Annotated in this window: 16 protein-coding genes and 2 pseudogenes; 12 read left to right on the top strand and 6 right to left on the bottom strand. The window is 58.5% G+C overall.

Annotated elements, in window-relative coordinates; genetic code table 11:
- Positions 1 to 372 precede the first annotated feature (372 nt).
- On the bottom strand, positions 373 to 750 hold the full coding sequence (locus ASE98_RS01705; RefSeq protein WP_060539696.1) for a hypothetical protein: 378 nt from the start codon (positions 748 to 750) through the stop codon (positions 373 to 375).
- Between the two features lie 200 nt (positions 751 to 950).
- Between ASE98_RS01705 and ASE98_RS01710 the strand changes: the two genes are divergently transcribed.
- The 3 genes from ASE98_RS01710 to def all read left to right on the top strand — a co-directional run bounded on the left by ASE98_RS01710 (position 951) and on the right by def (position 2,812).
- Positions 951 to 1,142 (top strand): CsbD family protein, encoded by a 192-nt coding sequence (locus tag ASE98_RS01710; protein WP_060539697.1) that lies wholly within the window; start codon positions 951 to 953, stop codon positions 1,140 to 1,142.
- A gap of 168 nt (positions 1,143 to 1,310) precedes the next feature.
- Positions 1,311 to 2,270 (top strand): YihY/virulence factor BrkB family protein, encoded by a 960-nt coding sequence (locus tag ASE98_RS01715; protein ID WP_060539698.1) that lies wholly within the window; start codon positions 1,311 to 1,313, stop codon positions 2,268 to 2,270.
- A gap of 2 nt (positions 2,271 to 2,272) precedes the next feature.
- Positions 2,273 to 2,812 carry a peptide deformylase gene (def, locus tag ASE98_RS01720; protein WP_060539699.1) on the top strand — a complete coding sequence of 180 codons (540 nt, stop codon included), beginning with the start codon at positions 2,273 to 2,275 and terminating at the stop codon, positions 2,810 to 2,812.
- Between the two features lie 73 nt (positions 2,813 to 2,885).
- Here the strand turns inward: def and ASE98_RS01725 are convergent, their stop codons facing one another.
- A complete protein-coding gene (locus ASE98_RS01725; protein WP_060539758.1) occupies positions 2,886 to 3,347 on the bottom strand; it encodes a GNAT family N-acetyltransferase in 462 nt (153 codons plus the stop codon).
- 812 nt (positions 3,348 to 4,159) lie between these two features.
- Between ASE98_RS01725 and ASE98_RS27615 the strand changes: the two are divergent.
- Together ASE98_RS27615 and ASE98_RS27620 are read left to right on the top strand one after the other, a co-directional pair.
- A pseudogene (locus ASE98_RS27615) lies at positions 4,160 to 4,936 on the top strand (PAS domain-containing protein); the annotation flags it as partial.
- A gap of 111 nt (positions 4,937 to 5,047) precedes the next feature.
- Positions 5,048 to 5,479, top strand: a pseudogene (locus tag ASE98_RS27620) (methyl-accepting chemotaxis protein); the annotation flags it as partial.
- Between the two features lie 259 nt (positions 5,480 to 5,738).
- Here ASE98_RS27620 and ASE98_RS01735 read toward each other — a convergent pair.
- Positions 5,739 to 6,377 carry a glutathione S-transferase family protein gene (locus ASE98_RS01735; RefSeq protein WP_060539701.1) on the bottom strand — a complete coding sequence of 213 codons (639 nt, stop codon included), beginning with the start codon at positions 6,375 to 6,377 and terminating at the stop codon, positions 5,739 to 5,741.
- Between the two features lie 107 nt (positions 6,378 to 6,484).
- Positions 6,485 to 7,516 carry a LacI family DNA-binding transcriptional regulator gene (locus ASE98_RS01740; protein WP_060539702.1) on the bottom strand — a complete coding sequence of 344 codons (1,032 nt, stop codon included), beginning with the start codon at positions 7,514 to 7,516 and terminating at the stop codon, positions 6,485 to 6,487.
- A 215-nt stretch (positions 7,517 to 7,731) separates the two neighbouring features.
- Here ASE98_RS01740 and ASE98_RS01745 point away from each other — a divergent pair, with 215 nt between their 5' ends.
- Both ASE98_RS01745 and ASE98_RS01750 read left to right on the top strand, forming a co-directional pair.
- The gene (locus tag ASE98_RS01745; protein WP_060539703.1) at positions 7,732 to 8,265 is read left to right on the top strand and encodes a gluconokinase; all 534 of its coding nucleotides are present in this window, start codon (positions 7,732 to 7,734) and stop codon (positions 8,263 to 8,265) included.
- An 81-nt stretch (positions 8,266 to 8,346) separates the two neighbouring features.
- A complete protein-coding gene (locus ASE98_RS01750; protein ID WP_060539704.1) occupies positions 8,347 to 9,699 on the top strand; it encodes a GntP family permease in 1,353 nt (450 codons plus the stop codon).
- A 181-nt stretch (positions 9,700 to 9,880) separates the two neighbouring features.
- Here ASE98_RS01750 and alaC read toward each other — a convergent pair whose 3' ends face one another.
- Entirely contained in the window at positions 9,881 to 11,098 is a 1,218-nt protein-coding gene (gene alaC, locus ASE98_RS01755; protein ID WP_060539705.1) for an alanine transaminase, read from the bottom strand.
- 139 nt (positions 11,099 to 11,237) lie between these two features.
- Here alaC and ASE98_RS01760 point away from each other — a divergent pair, with 139 nt between their 5' ends.
- The 3 genes from ASE98_RS01760 (at position 11,238) to ASE98_RS01770 (ending at position 13,038) form a co-directional block, all read left to right on the top strand.
- A complete protein-coding gene (locus ASE98_RS01760; protein ID WP_060539706.1) occupies positions 11,238 to 11,900 on the top strand; it encodes a LysE family translocator in 663 nt (220 codons plus the stop codon).
- 67 nt (positions 11,901 to 11,967) lie between these two features.
- Positions 11,968 to 12,453 (top strand): GyrI-like domain-containing protein, encoded by a 486-nt coding sequence (locus ASE98_RS01765; protein WP_060539707.1) that lies wholly within the window; start codon positions 11,968 to 11,970, stop codon positions 12,451 to 12,453.
- Between the two features lie 96 nt (positions 12,454 to 12,549).
- The gene (locus tag ASE98_RS01770) at positions 12,550 to 13,038 is read left to right on the top strand and encodes a GNAT family N-acetyltransferase (protein ID WP_060539708.1); all 489 of its coding nucleotides are present in this window, start codon (positions 12,550 to 12,552) and stop codon (positions 13,036 to 13,038) included.
- Between the two features lie 87 nt (positions 13,039 to 13,125).
- On the opposite strand, the gene ASE98_RS01775 is transcribed toward ASE98_RS01770, so the two are convergent.
- Entirely contained in the window at positions 13,126 to 13,611 is a 486-nt protein-coding gene (locus tag ASE98_RS01775; RefSeq protein WP_060539709.1) for a GNAT family N-acetyltransferase, read from the bottom strand.
- Positions 13,612 to 13,751: 140 nt separating this feature from the next.
- Here ASE98_RS01775 and ASE98_RS01780 point away from each other — a divergent pair, with 140 nt between their 5' ends.
- Positions 13,752 to 14,177 (top strand): YybH family protein, encoded by a 426-nt coding sequence (locus ASE98_RS01780; protein ID WP_060539710.1) that lies wholly within the window; start codon positions 13,752 to 13,754, stop codon positions 14,175 to 14,177.
- 66 nt (positions 14,178 to 14,243) lie between these two features.
- Positions 14,244 to 14,588, top strand: coding sequence for a YciI family protein (locus ASE98_RS01785; RefSeq protein ID WP_060539711.1), 345 nt, complete (start codon positions 14,244 to 14,246; stop codon positions 14,586 to 14,588).
- Positions 14,589 to 14,632 lie beyond the last annotated feature (44 nt).

Here is a 14,632-nt window from a genome sequence, read left to right on the forward strand (position 1 = left end):
CTTCGCGGCCCAACGGGGGCAAGCCCCCTCGCCACAAGGTGTATTGCCCCAGCTTAAGTGAACAGCATTACCGCAGAAGCGGGGCTTTTTTGTTGGTGCTCGGCTCACCCCAACCCTCCCGAAACGTCGGGCGCCCCAAGGGGGAAAGGGAGCCGATCCCCATGCACTTCAACACTTGAGTTGGACTCGAGATTTCAGGCTGAAGCATCTCTGCCAAGCAATGCACTTCATCACTAGCGTTCGACTCGGACTTTCAGGTCGAAGCAACTTGCGCAAACAACCCGGTCGGTCCCCTCTACCTCTGGGAGAGGGCTAGGGTGAGGGCTGGATCTAAAGTTGAAATACTGTGCCAGGGCAACCCTCAACTCGTCATCACTGCTTGAACGGCGCGAAATTCACATTGGTCCCCGCCGGACGCATGTCCTGCAGATAAGAGTCCTTGTCCGCACTCAACTCCAGGCTCAAAGCAGCCTTGCGCTTGCCCTCGTTACGCACCACCAGGCCCTCGAGCTTCTCGCGCAAGAACACCGTCGGCACTTTCAGGTGCAGCAGCTCGTCGGTGTCGGGCGTGTGCATCAGCAGGTGAATCCACTCGTACTGACCAATGGCCAGGCGCGCGACCGGGATATCGAACCACCAGATGTTGCGGTTGCGGTTCAATTCGGTGAAGTGGCAGTTGTTGACGCCAAGCACAGCACCGCCAAGTTCCTGGTTTCTGCGGGCAATGGCCTGCTTTTTATCGAGTTTCATAACATTCCTACGGGATTGGATCTTCAGCGCCATGGCCTGAATACGTTGCGCATTCTCAGGGGTTGGCCGAAAAACATAAAGCCCAACCTGAGCGGATCGATGAAATGTCGCAGTGAAAATAAATGAAACTCCCCGCAATCGCCTTCGGTCAACCCTGTGTAACCACTTTTCCTCCATTGAATGTTTGCAGGAGAAATACCATGAGCAGCACAGGCGATAAGGTAAAAGGCATGGCCAACGAAGCAGCCGGTAACGTCAAGCAAGGCGTCGGCAAGGCCACCGGTAATGACAAGCTGCGCGCCGAAGGCGTCGTACAGGAAAAGAAAGGCGAAGCCCAGCAAGCGGTCGGTAAAGCCAAGGATGCTCTGAAGAAGGGTGTCGACGAGGCTTGATCCAGCCTTTGAGCAGTCAGAAACGGCCATCTGCGGATGGCCGTTTTTGTGTCAGCCTGAACTTGCGACCGGAAATTGTTTCAAAGTCGCCAATTGGGCTACTTTGATGTAGAAAACGGCCCTTGAGTCGCCACGACTTCCACCCGATTGCGGCGAAAGGAGACGCTAATGATTTTTCCGGACATGAAAAACCTGCCCTTGCATCGTGTGATGCTGCGCACGGTCACCGAGTTCGTTGACGACGAAATGTCGACCTATGCCTCGGCGCTGGCCTATCAAATGCTGTTTTCGCTGTTTCCGTTCATTCTGTTCCTGATCGCCCTGATCGGTTTTCTGCACCTGCCGGACTTCTTTTCCTGGCTGCGCCTGCAATCGGAGCTGGTGCTGCCACCCCAAGCGCTGGAACAGGTCAACCCGGTGATCGACCAGTTGCAGCAGTCCAAGGGCGGCCTGCTTTCGGTGGGTATCGTGATTGCCCTGTGGACGGCCTCGGCCGGCGTGCGGCTGATGATGAGCGCGATGAACGCCGCCTACGACGTGGTCGAAGGCCGCCCGATATGGAAGCGCTTTCCGTTGTCGATCATCTACACCGTGGGCATTGCCGGCATGCTGCTGATCGCCGCTGCGCTGATGGTGCTGGGGCCACAGGTAATGGGCTGGATCGCCTCGCAAGTCGGCCTCGAGGATTTCATCGTAACCCTGTGGACCATCGCCCGTTGGCCGGTGATCGTGATCTTGCTCATGGTCGCGGTGGCATTGATCTATTACGTCATGCCCGATGTGAAGCAGGAATTTCGTTTCATCACTCCAGGCTCTGTACTGGCGGTGGTGGTGTGGATCATCGCCTCCCTGGGCTTCGGGCTGTACGTTAAGGAGTTCGCCAACTACAACGCCATGTATGGCAGTATCGGGGCGATCATTGTGCTATTGCTGTACTTCTACATTTCCGCCGCCGTACTGCTGCTCGGCGCCGAGATGAATGCAGTGATCGAGCACATGTCCAACGAAGGCAAGGAGCCAGGGGAGAAAGTCCCCGGCGAACACGGTCCGGGCCATGAGCCTAAACACCACGTGTCGGGATTGGGCCGCGATCACTCGCTCAAGCCGACCACCACAGACGAAGCCTGAGCATGATTCGTGAAATCCTGAAAATGGGTGATGAGCGCCTTCTGCGCATCGCCCCGCCGGTACCGGCCGAAATGTTCGACAGCCCGCAACTGTGGCAACTGATCGATGACATGTTCCAGACCATGGAAAGCGTTGGCGGGGTAGGACTTGCCGCGCCGCAAATCGGCGTCGACCTGCAATTGGTGATCTTCGGTTTCGAGCACAGCGAGCGTTACCCGGACGCCGAAGCAGTGCCGCAGACGATCCTGATCAATCCGTTGATCACACCGCTGAACCCGATGCTGGAAGAGGGCTTCGAAGGCTGCCTGTCAGTGCCCGGGCTGCGTGGCGCGGTGGATCGTTATCAGCACATCCGTTATGAAGGTTTCGACCCCAAGGGCGAGCCTGTGGTGCGCGTTGCCAGCGGATTTCATGCGCGGGTGGTGCAGCATGAATGCGATCACCTGATCGGCCGCCTGTACCCGTCGCGCATCACAGATTTCAGCAAGTTCGGCTTTACCGAAGTAATGTTTCCGGATATGGATCCCAACGCCGACGACTGACACAGTTCCCAAGCCCGACACAAAAACCTGTGGGAGCGGGCTTGCTCGCGAATGACGGTGTGCCAGTCACCATTCATATTGACTGCGCCACCCCATTCGCGAGCGAGCCTGCTCCCACAGTGGCGCAGGGCTCCAGCCCCATCGCAATCATCGGCTTGCTGCGCGCATAGCGGCTCAACCGCTCAACCATCGCGTAGGGCATCTGCGGATCGAAACTGAAGCCACGACGCTCATAGAACCCACGCAAATCCGGATGACAGAACAGCCATACCGGCTGTTCAACATCCTTCACCGCCGCGGTAATCAACGCAGCGGCAACGCCCTGTTCACGACAGGCCGGGTCGACGAACAACCCGGTCAACCAATGCCCGCCCGCCACCGGTCGCAAACACAGCGCGGCAACGATTTCATCCCGGCGCGCCACCCACAGTTGAGCATCGCGGACCGCTTTCATCGACGATTGGTGGGCGCGATAAAACTTGTTCATCAACGGCCATAAAGGCTCATCGAGCCGGGTGTACTGGGTATTGGGCATGGTCTTGGACAGTCGGTACATAAAGCGGGTGATTATAAAAGAACGCAGGCCCGAGGATAGGTGTATACCTGATCTCACATCCCTATGAGTGGAGTACGCATCATGTCCAAAGGCCTGGATTCAAAGAAGTCGGCGAAGAAAAAACCGGTGAAAACCGCCATTGAAAAGCGCGCGGACAAGAAAGCCAAGAAAGTGGGCGTGTTCGGGCACTGATTGCGCACTGACTGATCGCTCCCATCGTTTGTGGGAGCGATTCTCCTGAAAAATATCTGCAGGATTTGCCAAGGCCATCGCACGCATTCAACATCCCTGTGAGCTGAAACAGCGCCTTCGTTATACCTCCCAGGCTACAACTCTGTAGCCATCGCCGGCAGCGCCTTCCCATAGATATAAAAAACTCCGCTGAATCGATTTTGTCCTTGTGATGGCCGATTAGTGGCCTTGCAAGCCTGACTTTACTGTCTATGATCACTGTAACTAACTATGTCGGCCGTTTCTGCGCGCGGGTGTGTTGGTCGTAAACCATGCCGACAGAGTGCGCAATTGAAGGCACCGTCATTTGATGCCAAGGAGTCGTGCGTTAGATGGATTTTTTTGTAGATATGTTAGGGCTGGCCCGCGTGCGGGCTATCAAGAGAAGGATGTCTTGATCAGAGTGCCGTTCCAGGCACCCTCCGATTGATCATCATTTATCACCTGACCAATCCTTCTTTTTGAAGGGACGCGTGTACCTGTTCCGTGGAACGTAGTGGTGGATGTGAAAGACCAGCAACTTTCATTAATCAAAAGATCGCGCTTAAGGTGATACGACAATGTTCAACCTACATCACAAGGCTGACCTGCTGGAAATCGAACGCTTCAGCGGTGCACTGAGCGAGGCCAATGCCAAGTTGGCCGCAATCAGCCGTTCAATGGCGATGGTCGAGTTCACCCCGGAGGGCATCGTCATCGATGCCAATGAAAATTTTTGCAGTGTGATGGGTTACGGCGCTGAAGAAGTACGCGGCAAGCATCACCGTGTTTTTTGCGAAGAAACGTTCTACCGCAGCGAGGACTACGCCAAGTTGTGGCGTGACCTGGCGCGTGGCGAACCGGTCAGCGGGACCTTTCTGCGCTTGAACAAGAGCGGCAAGGAAATCTGGCTGGAAGCCAGTTACATGCCGGTGTTCGGTGCCGATCGCCAGGTCAGGAGCGTGATCAAGGTCGCCACCGACATCACCACCAGGGTCAACACGGAACACGAAAACGAAAGCACGCTCTCGGCGCTCGGGCGATCCATGGCCGTGATTGAATTTACCCCGGAAGGCAAAGTCATCACCGCCAACGAAAACTTCCTCAACACCATGCATTACTCGCTCAGCGAAGTCATGGGCCAACACCACAGTCTGTTCTGTCATCGTGCCGAAGCCGAGTCCCAGTCCTACAGGAATTTCTGGGCTTCGCTCAATCGTGGCGAATACCACTCCCATCGTTTCGAGCGAAAAAACAAGCAGGGTCAGACCGTCTTCCTCGAAGCGTCCTACAACCCACTGTTCGACGCCAAGGGTCGGCTGTACAAAGTGGTCAAGTTTGCCAGCGACATCACCAACCAGATGACCACCCTGCAAAACGCCGCCGATTCGGCCCACAGCACCTCGGTGCAAAATGACGCCTGCGCGCAGAAGGGCTCCCAGGTGGTTCAGCAAACAGTGCAGATCATCCAGGATATTTCCAAGGATCTTAACGAAGCGGCGGTGAGCATCGATGCCGTGAGCAAACAGTCCGACATCATCGGCACCATCGTGCAGACCATCCGCGGCATTGCCGACCAGACCAACCTGCTGGCGCTCAACGCCGCCATCGAAGCAGCCCGCGCGGGCGAGCATGGGCGGGGGTTCGCGGTAGTGGCCGATGAAGTCCGCAGCCTAGCGGCGCGCACCAGTCAGGCGACCCTGGAGATTGTCGATGTGGTGCGCAAGAACCATGACCTGTCGATGAGCGCGGTGTCGAGCATGCAATCGAGCCTGAGTCGAACCGGGCTTGGTGTTGAACTGGCGAACGAGGCGGGGGAAGTGATCCTGGAAATCCAGCAGGGCTCGCGACATGTGGTCGATGCAATCAGCCAGTTCAACTCGACGTTGCAACTGAACTAGCCCGGTAACCACTGTAGGAGCGAGCACGCTCGCGATTGACTCAGATACACCGCGGGGGCACCAGACGCCCCGCGTTATCGTTAACGACCATCGCGAGCGKGCTCGCTCCTACAGGGGAATGCGGTCGACTACTGTAGGAGCGAGCATGCTCGCGATGGACTCAATATCACCGCGGGGAATCAGGCTTCCCGCGTTATCGTTAACGACCATCGCGAGCGGGCTCGCTCCTACAGTAAATAGCGTGGTATTTTGCGGCTGATCAAGGCAGGCCGTTGCAGCCATGTTTGAGAAAGCCCGGACGCTGCGCCAGACGCTGGAAATACTCATCGACCGCCGGGTAGTCGGGACGCTCTATCGGTGTCATCAGCCAACGGTTGACCGACAATCCGATCACAATGTCGGCCAGGGTAAACCGTGCCCCGGCGACATAGGCCTTGGTGGTCGCGAGCTGGTGTTCGAGGATGCCCATCTTCTGATTCCAGCCACGGATGCCCACTTCAAGGCGATGCGCGTCCTGAAACTCCGGGTCCTTGCGCACCAGGGACATGAACGCATAACTCCACGACGGGTTGAGCTCGGTGGCCTGCCAGTCCATCCACTGCTCCACCCGCGCGCGCGCCACTGGTTCGGTCGGCAACAGATCGCCGTGATGGTGATGGTGCTTACCGGTCAGGTATCGGCAGATGGTGTTGGATTCCCACAGCACGCCGGCTTCGTCGATGATCACCGGCACCTGTGCGTTGGGGTTGAGTCTGAGAAACTCGGGACTGTGGGTCGAGGCAAAACCGCTGCCCCAGTCCTCACGTTCGTAGCAAAGGCCTAGTTCCTCGCAAGTCCACAGGACTTTTCTGACGTTGATCGACGAGGCTTTACCCAGGATTTTCAGTACAGGTTCCATGGAGCTACTCCGTTAGCGAATCAGGGCTTCAGGAGCTTAATAGTGTGCCTGCAAACGGACGACATCAAGCCTGCTTGCGCCGTTGCGGACCACCACGGGAAAACCACTCAGGTGCTCTCGCGTACCTTCAGCTCAAACCCCATGTCCTGCACCGGCCTGGCCACCGTATTGCCGGCCATCAATGTCAGCATCTGCTCCGCCGCGCGCCGGCCGATGGCTTCGCGCGGGGTGCTGATGCTGCTCAGACGCGGGACCATATGTTCGGACATGGGCAAGTCGTTGAAGCCCAGGATCGCCACTTGTTCGGGAATCTTGATCCCGCAGCGCATGGCTTCGAGCAAGGCGCCCTGGGCCAGGTCGTCGTTGCCGAAGAAAATCGCATCCACGTCGGGGCGGCTGTTGATCATCTGCAGGAACAATTCACCGCCCAGGCCCACGGACGAGGGGCGCGGTGTCAGTACTTCCAGATCCGGGTCGTAGCGCCCGGCCTTTTGCAGGGCGCGGCGGAAGCCTTCGCCGCGCAGCAGGGTACGTTGATCCAGTTGCGCGCCGATGTAGGCCAGGCGCTTGCGCCCGCGAGACAGCAGATGCTCGGCCGCCGTTTCGCCGGCTGCGAGTTGCGAGAAGCCGACGCAATTGAGGCCCGCCGCACTGTCGAGTTCCATCATGTACACGCAGGGAATGTTGCTGGCTTCGATCATCCGTCGCGAACTTTCGGTGCGGTCGAACCCGGTCAGCAGCAAACCGCGCGGCTGGTAGGCCATGTAATTGCGCAGCAGGTTTTCTTCTTCGTCGCGCGAGTAATGGAAGTTGCCGATCAGCACTTCAAAGCCCTTGGGGCGCAATACCTGATGAATGGCTTCCAGGGTGTCGATGAACAGCAGGTTGGACAGCGACGGCACCAATACCACCACCGAATGGCTCTGGGCCGAGGCCAGGGCGCGGGCGGCGGGGTTGACCACGTAGTTGAGTTGCAGTGCCGCTTTCTGCACTTTTTCCACCAGCTCAGGGGCTACCGTGCTGACGCCGCGCAAGGCGCGCGAAGCGGTAATCGGGCTGACGCCAGCCAGGCGCGCGACCTCGTTGAGGGTAGGGCGGCCAGTGGTGCGGGTATTTTTATCGTTTTTAGTTGGAGTCATCGACGGCTTGCCAAACAATATTCAAGGCACTAAGGTAGCGCTGTCTCGATGCAGCTGCAATGCGTGGGCGAGGGTTGCCTGATTCTCGCTTTTTGGTGTTGGGAAACGAACCTGCTGCAACCCATAAAAAATGACAAGAAGGCGTCGGCAACTTCTGCTTTTGAACTAGTGTCATAACTGGCAAAGGTAGCGCTGTCTGCGCGCTGAGGTGTTACATGAATCATCCCATCACCGCCCTGGTCATCATGGGCGTTGCCGGTTGCGGCAAGACGTGCGTCAGCGAGGCCTTGTGCCACTTGAGCGGCGCCACTGCCATTGAAGGCGACACTTTCCACCCTGCCGCCAACATCGAAAAGATGAGCGCGGGGACCCCCCTGAACGATGAAGACCGTGCCGGCTGGCTCGACAGCCTGTGCGATGAGCTGCGTCGTATCGACGCCAAGGGCGAACGCCCGGTGCTGACCTGTTCGGCGCTCAAACTCATTTATCGTGAGCGCCTGCGCAGTGCCCTGCCGGGTCTGGGCTTCGTGTTCCTCGAACTCACTCCTGAAGTCGCCGCCGACCGTGTTTCACACCGCCCCGGCCATTTCATGCCGTCGACCCTGATCGACAGTCAGTTCGCCACGCTGGAGTCGCCCATTGGCGAGCCGATGACCCTGGCGCTGGATGCCTCGACCTGCAGCGTCGACGAACTGGCCCTGCAAGCGCACCGCTGGTGGCTGGCAAACGGCCTGAAGCAGGCAGTATGACTGTGCTTGCAAAGACAGCGCTGTCCTCACGACTTCTGATTAACCCGCTTTAATAACAACAACAACCAGGAGACACCCCTAATGTTTGGCATGTCCCACGAGACGTTCCTGCTGCTAGATGCAGTGGTCACGGTCATCGGGCTTATCGTCCTGATCACCAAGTTCAAGTTGCACCCATTCCTCGCACTGATCATTGCCGCAGCCTTCCTCGGGCTGACCTCCGGCATGCCGATCGGCACCATCATCAAGGCGTTCCAGGACGGCTTCGGTGGCGTGCTTGGTTTCGTCGGTATCATCCTGGCGCTGGGCACGATGCTCGGCAAAATGATGGCCGAATCCGGTGGTGCGGATCAGATTGCGCAGACGTTGATCCGCGCCTTCGGTAAAGACAAGGTGCAGTGGGCGATGATGTTCGCCGCCTTCCTGGTCGGCATTCCGCTGTTCTTCGAAATCGGCTTTGTACTGCTGATTCCGCTGGTGTTCATCGTTGCTCGCCGCACCGGTGTGTCGATCATCAAGATCGGTATCCCGCTGCTGGCCGGTCTGTCCGCCGTACACGGCCTGGTGCCACCGCACCCGGGCCCACTGCTGGCCATCGGCGTGTTCGGTGCCGACATCGGTAAAACCATTCTTTATGGTCTGATCGTTGCGCTGCCAACCGCCATCATCGCCGGCCCGATCTTCGGTACGTTCATTGCCAAGCACATCCCAGGTCATCCTAATCAGGAACTGGTGGATCAACTGGCGCGCGAGTCGGATTCGGCCGATCTGCCGAGCTTCGGCATCACTCTGGTGACCGTGCTGCTGCCGGTGTTCCTGATGCTGCTCAAGACCTTTGCCGACGTGGTGCTGCCCGATGGCAACATCTTCCGCGCTTTCATGGACCTGATCGGTCACCCGATTTCGGCGTTGCTGCTGGCATTGCTGCTGTCGCTGTACACCTTCGGCTACAAGCAGGGCATCGGTTCGACGCAGATGATGAAATGGCTGGATGCGAGCCTCGCGCCGACCGCCGCGATCATCCTGATCATCGGTGCCGGTGGTGGCTTCAAGCAGATGCTGGTCACCAGCGGCGTGGGTGACGTGATCGGCCACATGGCAGTGAACGCACAGATTTCGCCGATCCTGCTGGCCTGGCTGGTGGCGGCGGTGATTCGTATTGCTACAGGTTCAGCGACCGTGGCGACCATTACCGGTGCCGGTATCGTGGTGCCTGTGGTCGGGATGATTCCTGGCGTGAACCGTGAACTGCTGGTACTGGCGACCGGTGCGGGTTCGTTGATCCTGTCCCATGTGAACGATGCCGGATTCTGGCTGGTGAAGCAGTATTTCAACATGACCGTGGCAGAAACCTTCAAGACCTGGACGGCGATGGAAACCATCCTGTCGGTGGTTGGCCTGGGCTTTATCCTGCTGTTGTCGTTGTTCGTTTAAGCCGATTGGCAGACACAAAAAAACCGCAGCGATGCGGTTTTTTTGTGGGCAATTCATGTCAAGGCTGAACATAAAACCAATGTGGGAGCGGGCTTGCTCGCGAATGCGGTGTATCAGTCAGCATAGATGTTGTTTGACATACCGCATTCGCGAGCAAGCCCGCTCCCACAGTTGTTATGTGTCAGGCGTTGGATTTGGCGACTAGCCCATCAGCCCGGAACATGCCGCGAATCCCGCGTACGGCCTGGCGAATGCGGTCCTGGTTTTCGATCAGCGCGAAGCGCACGTGATCATCGCCATACTCACCGAAACCGACACCCGGCGAGACGCAGACCTTGGCCTCGGCCAGCAGTTTCTTGGCAAATTCCAGCGAACCCAGGTGCGCGTAAGCCTCGGGAATCTTGGCCCAGACGTACATCGACGCCTTCGGGTTCTCGACCATCCAGCCCAGTTCATGCAGGCCCTTGACCAGCACGTTGCGCCGTTGCCGGTACTGCTCGGCGATGTCGCGCACGCATTGTTGATCGCCTTCCAGCGCGGCAATCGCCGCCACTTGCAAGGGGGTGAAGGTGCCGTAGTCGTGGTAGCTCTTGATCCGTGCCAGGGCGTTGACCAGCTCCGGGTTGCCGACCATGAAACCGATGCGCCAGCCGGCCATGTTGTAGCTCTTGGACAGGGTGAAAAACTCCACGGCGATGTCCTTCGCGCCCGGTACCTGCATGATCGACGGGGCCTTCCAGCCGTCGTAGACGATGTCGGCGTAGGCCAGGTCGTGCACCACCAGAACGTCGTACTGCTTGGCGAGGGCGATCACGCGTTCGAAGAAGTCCAGTTCCACACATTGCGCGGTAGGGTTGGACGGGAAGCCGAGGATCATCATTTTCGGCTTCGGAATCGAGCCGCGAATCGCCCGTTCCAGTTCAGCGAAGAAGTCCACCCCGGGCACCAGCGGCACCGAACGCACCTGGGCGCCGGCAATCACGGCACCGTAGATGTGAATCGGGTAGCTCGGGTTGGGCACCAGCACGGTGTCGCCTTGGTCCAGGGTCGCCAGCATCAGGTGCGCCAGGCCTTCCTTGGAACCGATGGTGACAATGGCTTCGGTTTCCGGGTCGATGTCGACCTCGTAGCGTTGCTTGTACCAATTGGAAATTGCCCGGCGCAGGCGCGGAATGCCCTTGGACGTGGAGTAGCCGTGGGTGTCTTCGCGCTGGGCGACGGTTACCAGTTTTTCAACGATGTGCGGCGGCGTGGCGCCGTCGGGGTTGCCCATGCTCAAGTCGATGATGTCTTCGCCACGACGACGGGCGGCCATCTTCAGCTCGGCAGTGATGTTGAAAACGTAGGGGGGGAGTCGATCTATGCGCGCAAAGCGGCGCGGCGAACCTTGTTCGGCCATTGTTGCCTCGGATAACGTAAGCGCCCGGAACCGTCCGAGCGACGCTGGTCACTGTGGTGACCTGTGGCGGAATGTACGGTCAGCTGTGGCAGACTGTCCAGCCTCCACGTAAACAAATTTTTCCGAAGGATAGGGTTCGATGGAATTTACCAGCGGCTTCTTGCTGAGCCTTTCGCTGTGCCTGGACATCGGTGTGGCCAACATCGCGATGATCACTTTGGCGATGCAGCGCGGCTATTTTCAAGGCTTTGCCCTGGGGCTGGGGACCTGCGTCGGCGACTTGATCTACGCGGTGCTGGCGCTGGCCGGCATGACGGTGTTGCTGCAATACGAATCCGTACGCTGGGTGTTGTGGATCGGTGGCTCGGCGTTGCTGGTGTACTTCGCGGCGAAGATGATTTATTCGGCCATTCATCACGAGGCGGTGCTGGCGCAATCGGCGCAGGTGGGGCACAACTCCCATCGCAAGGAGTTCCTGCGCGGGATTTTCCTTGCCATGTCATCGCCGAGCGCGATTCTCTGGTTTGCGGCGGTGGGCGGTACGTTGATCGCCCGTTCCGGCGGTGGTGGTGCCCTGAGTTCTGCGCTGTTTCTCGGTGGTTTCCTGTGCGCCGGGTTGTTGTGGTCGGCGGGACTTTGCTTCGCCGCCAGCCACGGCGGCAAGCTGCTGGGCGATAAGCTGCTGCGTTACTCCTACATGGCATCGGCGGCGATCTTCTGTTATTTCGCGGTCTACGTGATCCTTTCTGGCTATAACGAGTTCGTCGGTGCCGGCGCCGTCGAGCAGCTGCACGCCCTGTAACTGGGCGAATCGGCTTGGGCTTCTATACTCCCAGCCGAACCCACTTTTAAACGCCAGGAGTCGAATCATGGATGAGCAAAAAAGCGTCGAAGTGTCTGAACCACGCTTCGAACATGGTCACTTCCTGTTGATCGCAGGGCTGGGCGAACGGTTTACCCAGCAGACCACCGCAGGCATTCCCGCGCTCTGGGAAAAATTCATTCCGCACATCGGTCAGGTCCCTGGTCAGTCAGGTGAAGTGACCTACGGCGTCTGTTGCAATTTCGACGGCAAGGGTGGCTTTGACTATGTCGCCGGGGTCGAGATCAGCAAGCTCGACGATTTGCCCGAACAGTACCGCTGGGTAGAGGTTCAGCCCCAGTATTACGCGGTGTTCGAACACAAGGGGCCTTTGAGTACCTTGCCGCTGACCTTTCGCTACATCTTCGACACCTGGCTGCCGCAGTCGGGGCATCAGACGGTGGACGCCCCGGAGTTCGAACGCTACAGCGAAGACTTCAACCCCAGGCTCAACACCGGCAAGCTGGAGATCTGGCTGCCGATCAAGGGCTGAACCCGCATCGAGAGACGGGGTGGCGATTCGTCTCTCGATGTCGGGGTGCTGCTGATTTATCATCGCAGGCCTTGTCCCCGCTGAATCCGAGCTGCCATGCACACCGTCATCCACAACGTCACGCCCGCCGATCTGGACCGCTGCTTTGCCATCGAAACCGTTGCCTACGAAGGCGACGAAGCGGCGACCCGGGAGAAAATAGCCACTCGCATCGCCACCTGGCCCGAGGGGTTTATCGTGGCTGAAGTGGACGGGGTGGTTGCCGGATTCATCAATTCGGGCGCGGCGTTTCAGGTGGAAATGTCGGATGAAGAGTTCAAGGAAATGGTCGGTCACGACCCGGACGGACCGCACGTGGTGATCATGTCGGTGGTGGTACACCCGGATTACCAGGGCCAAGGGCTGGCCAAGCGCCTGATGGGCGAATTCATCGAGCGCATGCGTGCGCTGGGCAAGGTCAGCATCAACCTGATGTGCAAGGAACGGCATATTCCGTTGTATGCCGGGTTCGGCTTTGCCTACATCAAACCTTCGGCCTCAGACCATGGCGGCATGGCGTGGCATGAGATGGTGCTGAGCCTCTAAACCTGACGCCGATTTCTTGTGGGAGGGGGCTTGCTCCCACAGTGGTGCTGTGTTGGGTCAGTAATATTTGTTGAGGGCATTACTCGTTCAAAACACCAATCCCATCCGCCGCTCATAGCCAATCCGCCCCCGGTACGCCTCACCGCTGTCGACGAACCCGAACCTGGCATACAGGGCAATCGCCGCCTCGTTTTCGGCATCCACCGACAATTCCAGCCCCCTGATTTCCGGCCAGGCCTGGCGCGCCACTTCGGGCAGCGCTTGCAGGCATGCCTTGCCATAACCCTTGCCTTGGGCGCTTTGGTCGACCTGCAGGGCATGCAGGGTGGCGCTATGTTCGTCTGCCCAGGCCGGCAGCACCGGCGGGCGCTTGAGCAGCAGAAAGGCGACGGGTATGTCTTCGGCGAGCAGGGCGAAACCCTTGACGCCAGGGCCGGGCCGGGACAGCAGGGTGTGCAATGCACCATGGATATCGCCGCTGAACCTGACCTGTTCCTTATGCACTTCGATGGCCTCGACCTGCTGGCGCTGCAGCGCATTCAGGCTTTCATAGGGCACGAGTCGGGCGGCCACGGGTGCATCCTTTTTCAACACAAATTGTGTCTCGGATTCTAGCGAGTTTGCCTGGGTGGGTTATTTTTATTTGCGCTGTCGATTTGTGGTTACGGCAGACGACTAAGGGTGTCTTCAAACAAAAAACACGGAGAATCACCATGAGCGCTCAAGCCCAGATCCAGCAACTGATTGAAACCTACCGCCAGGCTGTCGAGTCCAAGGATGTGGATAAAATCATGGCGTTTTACGCCGACGACATCGTCTCCTTCGACGCGGTCAAGGCCCTGCAATTCAAGGGTAAAGAAGCCTATCGCGCGCATTGGCTGGACTGCATGAAGATGTGCCAGGGCCCGCATATTTTCGAATTCCACGACATCAGGATCGAGTCGGGCCAGGAAGTCGCTTTTGCCCACTGGCTGACCCATTGCGGTGGCACCAACGACAAGGGCGAAACACAGGCCTGCTGGATGCGCGGTACCGCCTGCTATCGCCAGCAAGCAGGGCAGTGGTACATCGTCCACGAGCACTGGTCGGCGCCGTTCGATATGCAGAGCGGCGCGGCCCTGTTCGACCTCAAGCCCTGATCGTCGCTTTTTTCGCCAAAGTGCCCAGCAGCGACCATAGTTGATCCTTCGATTGCGGAGACGTCCATGAAGTACCTATGCCTGGTTTACAGCGATGAGCACCTGCTGCATTCGCAGCCGCAAAGCCCGAAAGACGAAGAGTGCCTGGCCTATGCCGAGGCGATCCAGGGCAGCGGCCGGATGATCGCCGCCGAGGCGCTGGAGTCGGTGCAGACTGCCACCACGGTACGCATGCGTGGCGGCAAGCTATCGATCACCGACGGCCCGTTCGCCGAAACCAAGGAGCAACTGGCCGGCTTCTACCTGATCGATGCCAAGGACCTCAATGAAGCGATACAGGTGGCCGGCAAGATTCCGGCCGCCCGTGTCGGCAGTGTCGAGGTGCGGCCGGTTCGCCAACTCAATCCCTGAAAAGCAGTGACCAACAGGAGCCTTTGCATGAGCTTTAAACGACC

This window comes from Pseudomonas sp. Leaf48 (assembly GCF_001421885.1).
GTDB lineage: Bacteria > Pseudomonadota > Gammaproteobacteria > Pseudomonadales > Pseudomonadaceae > Aquipseudomonas.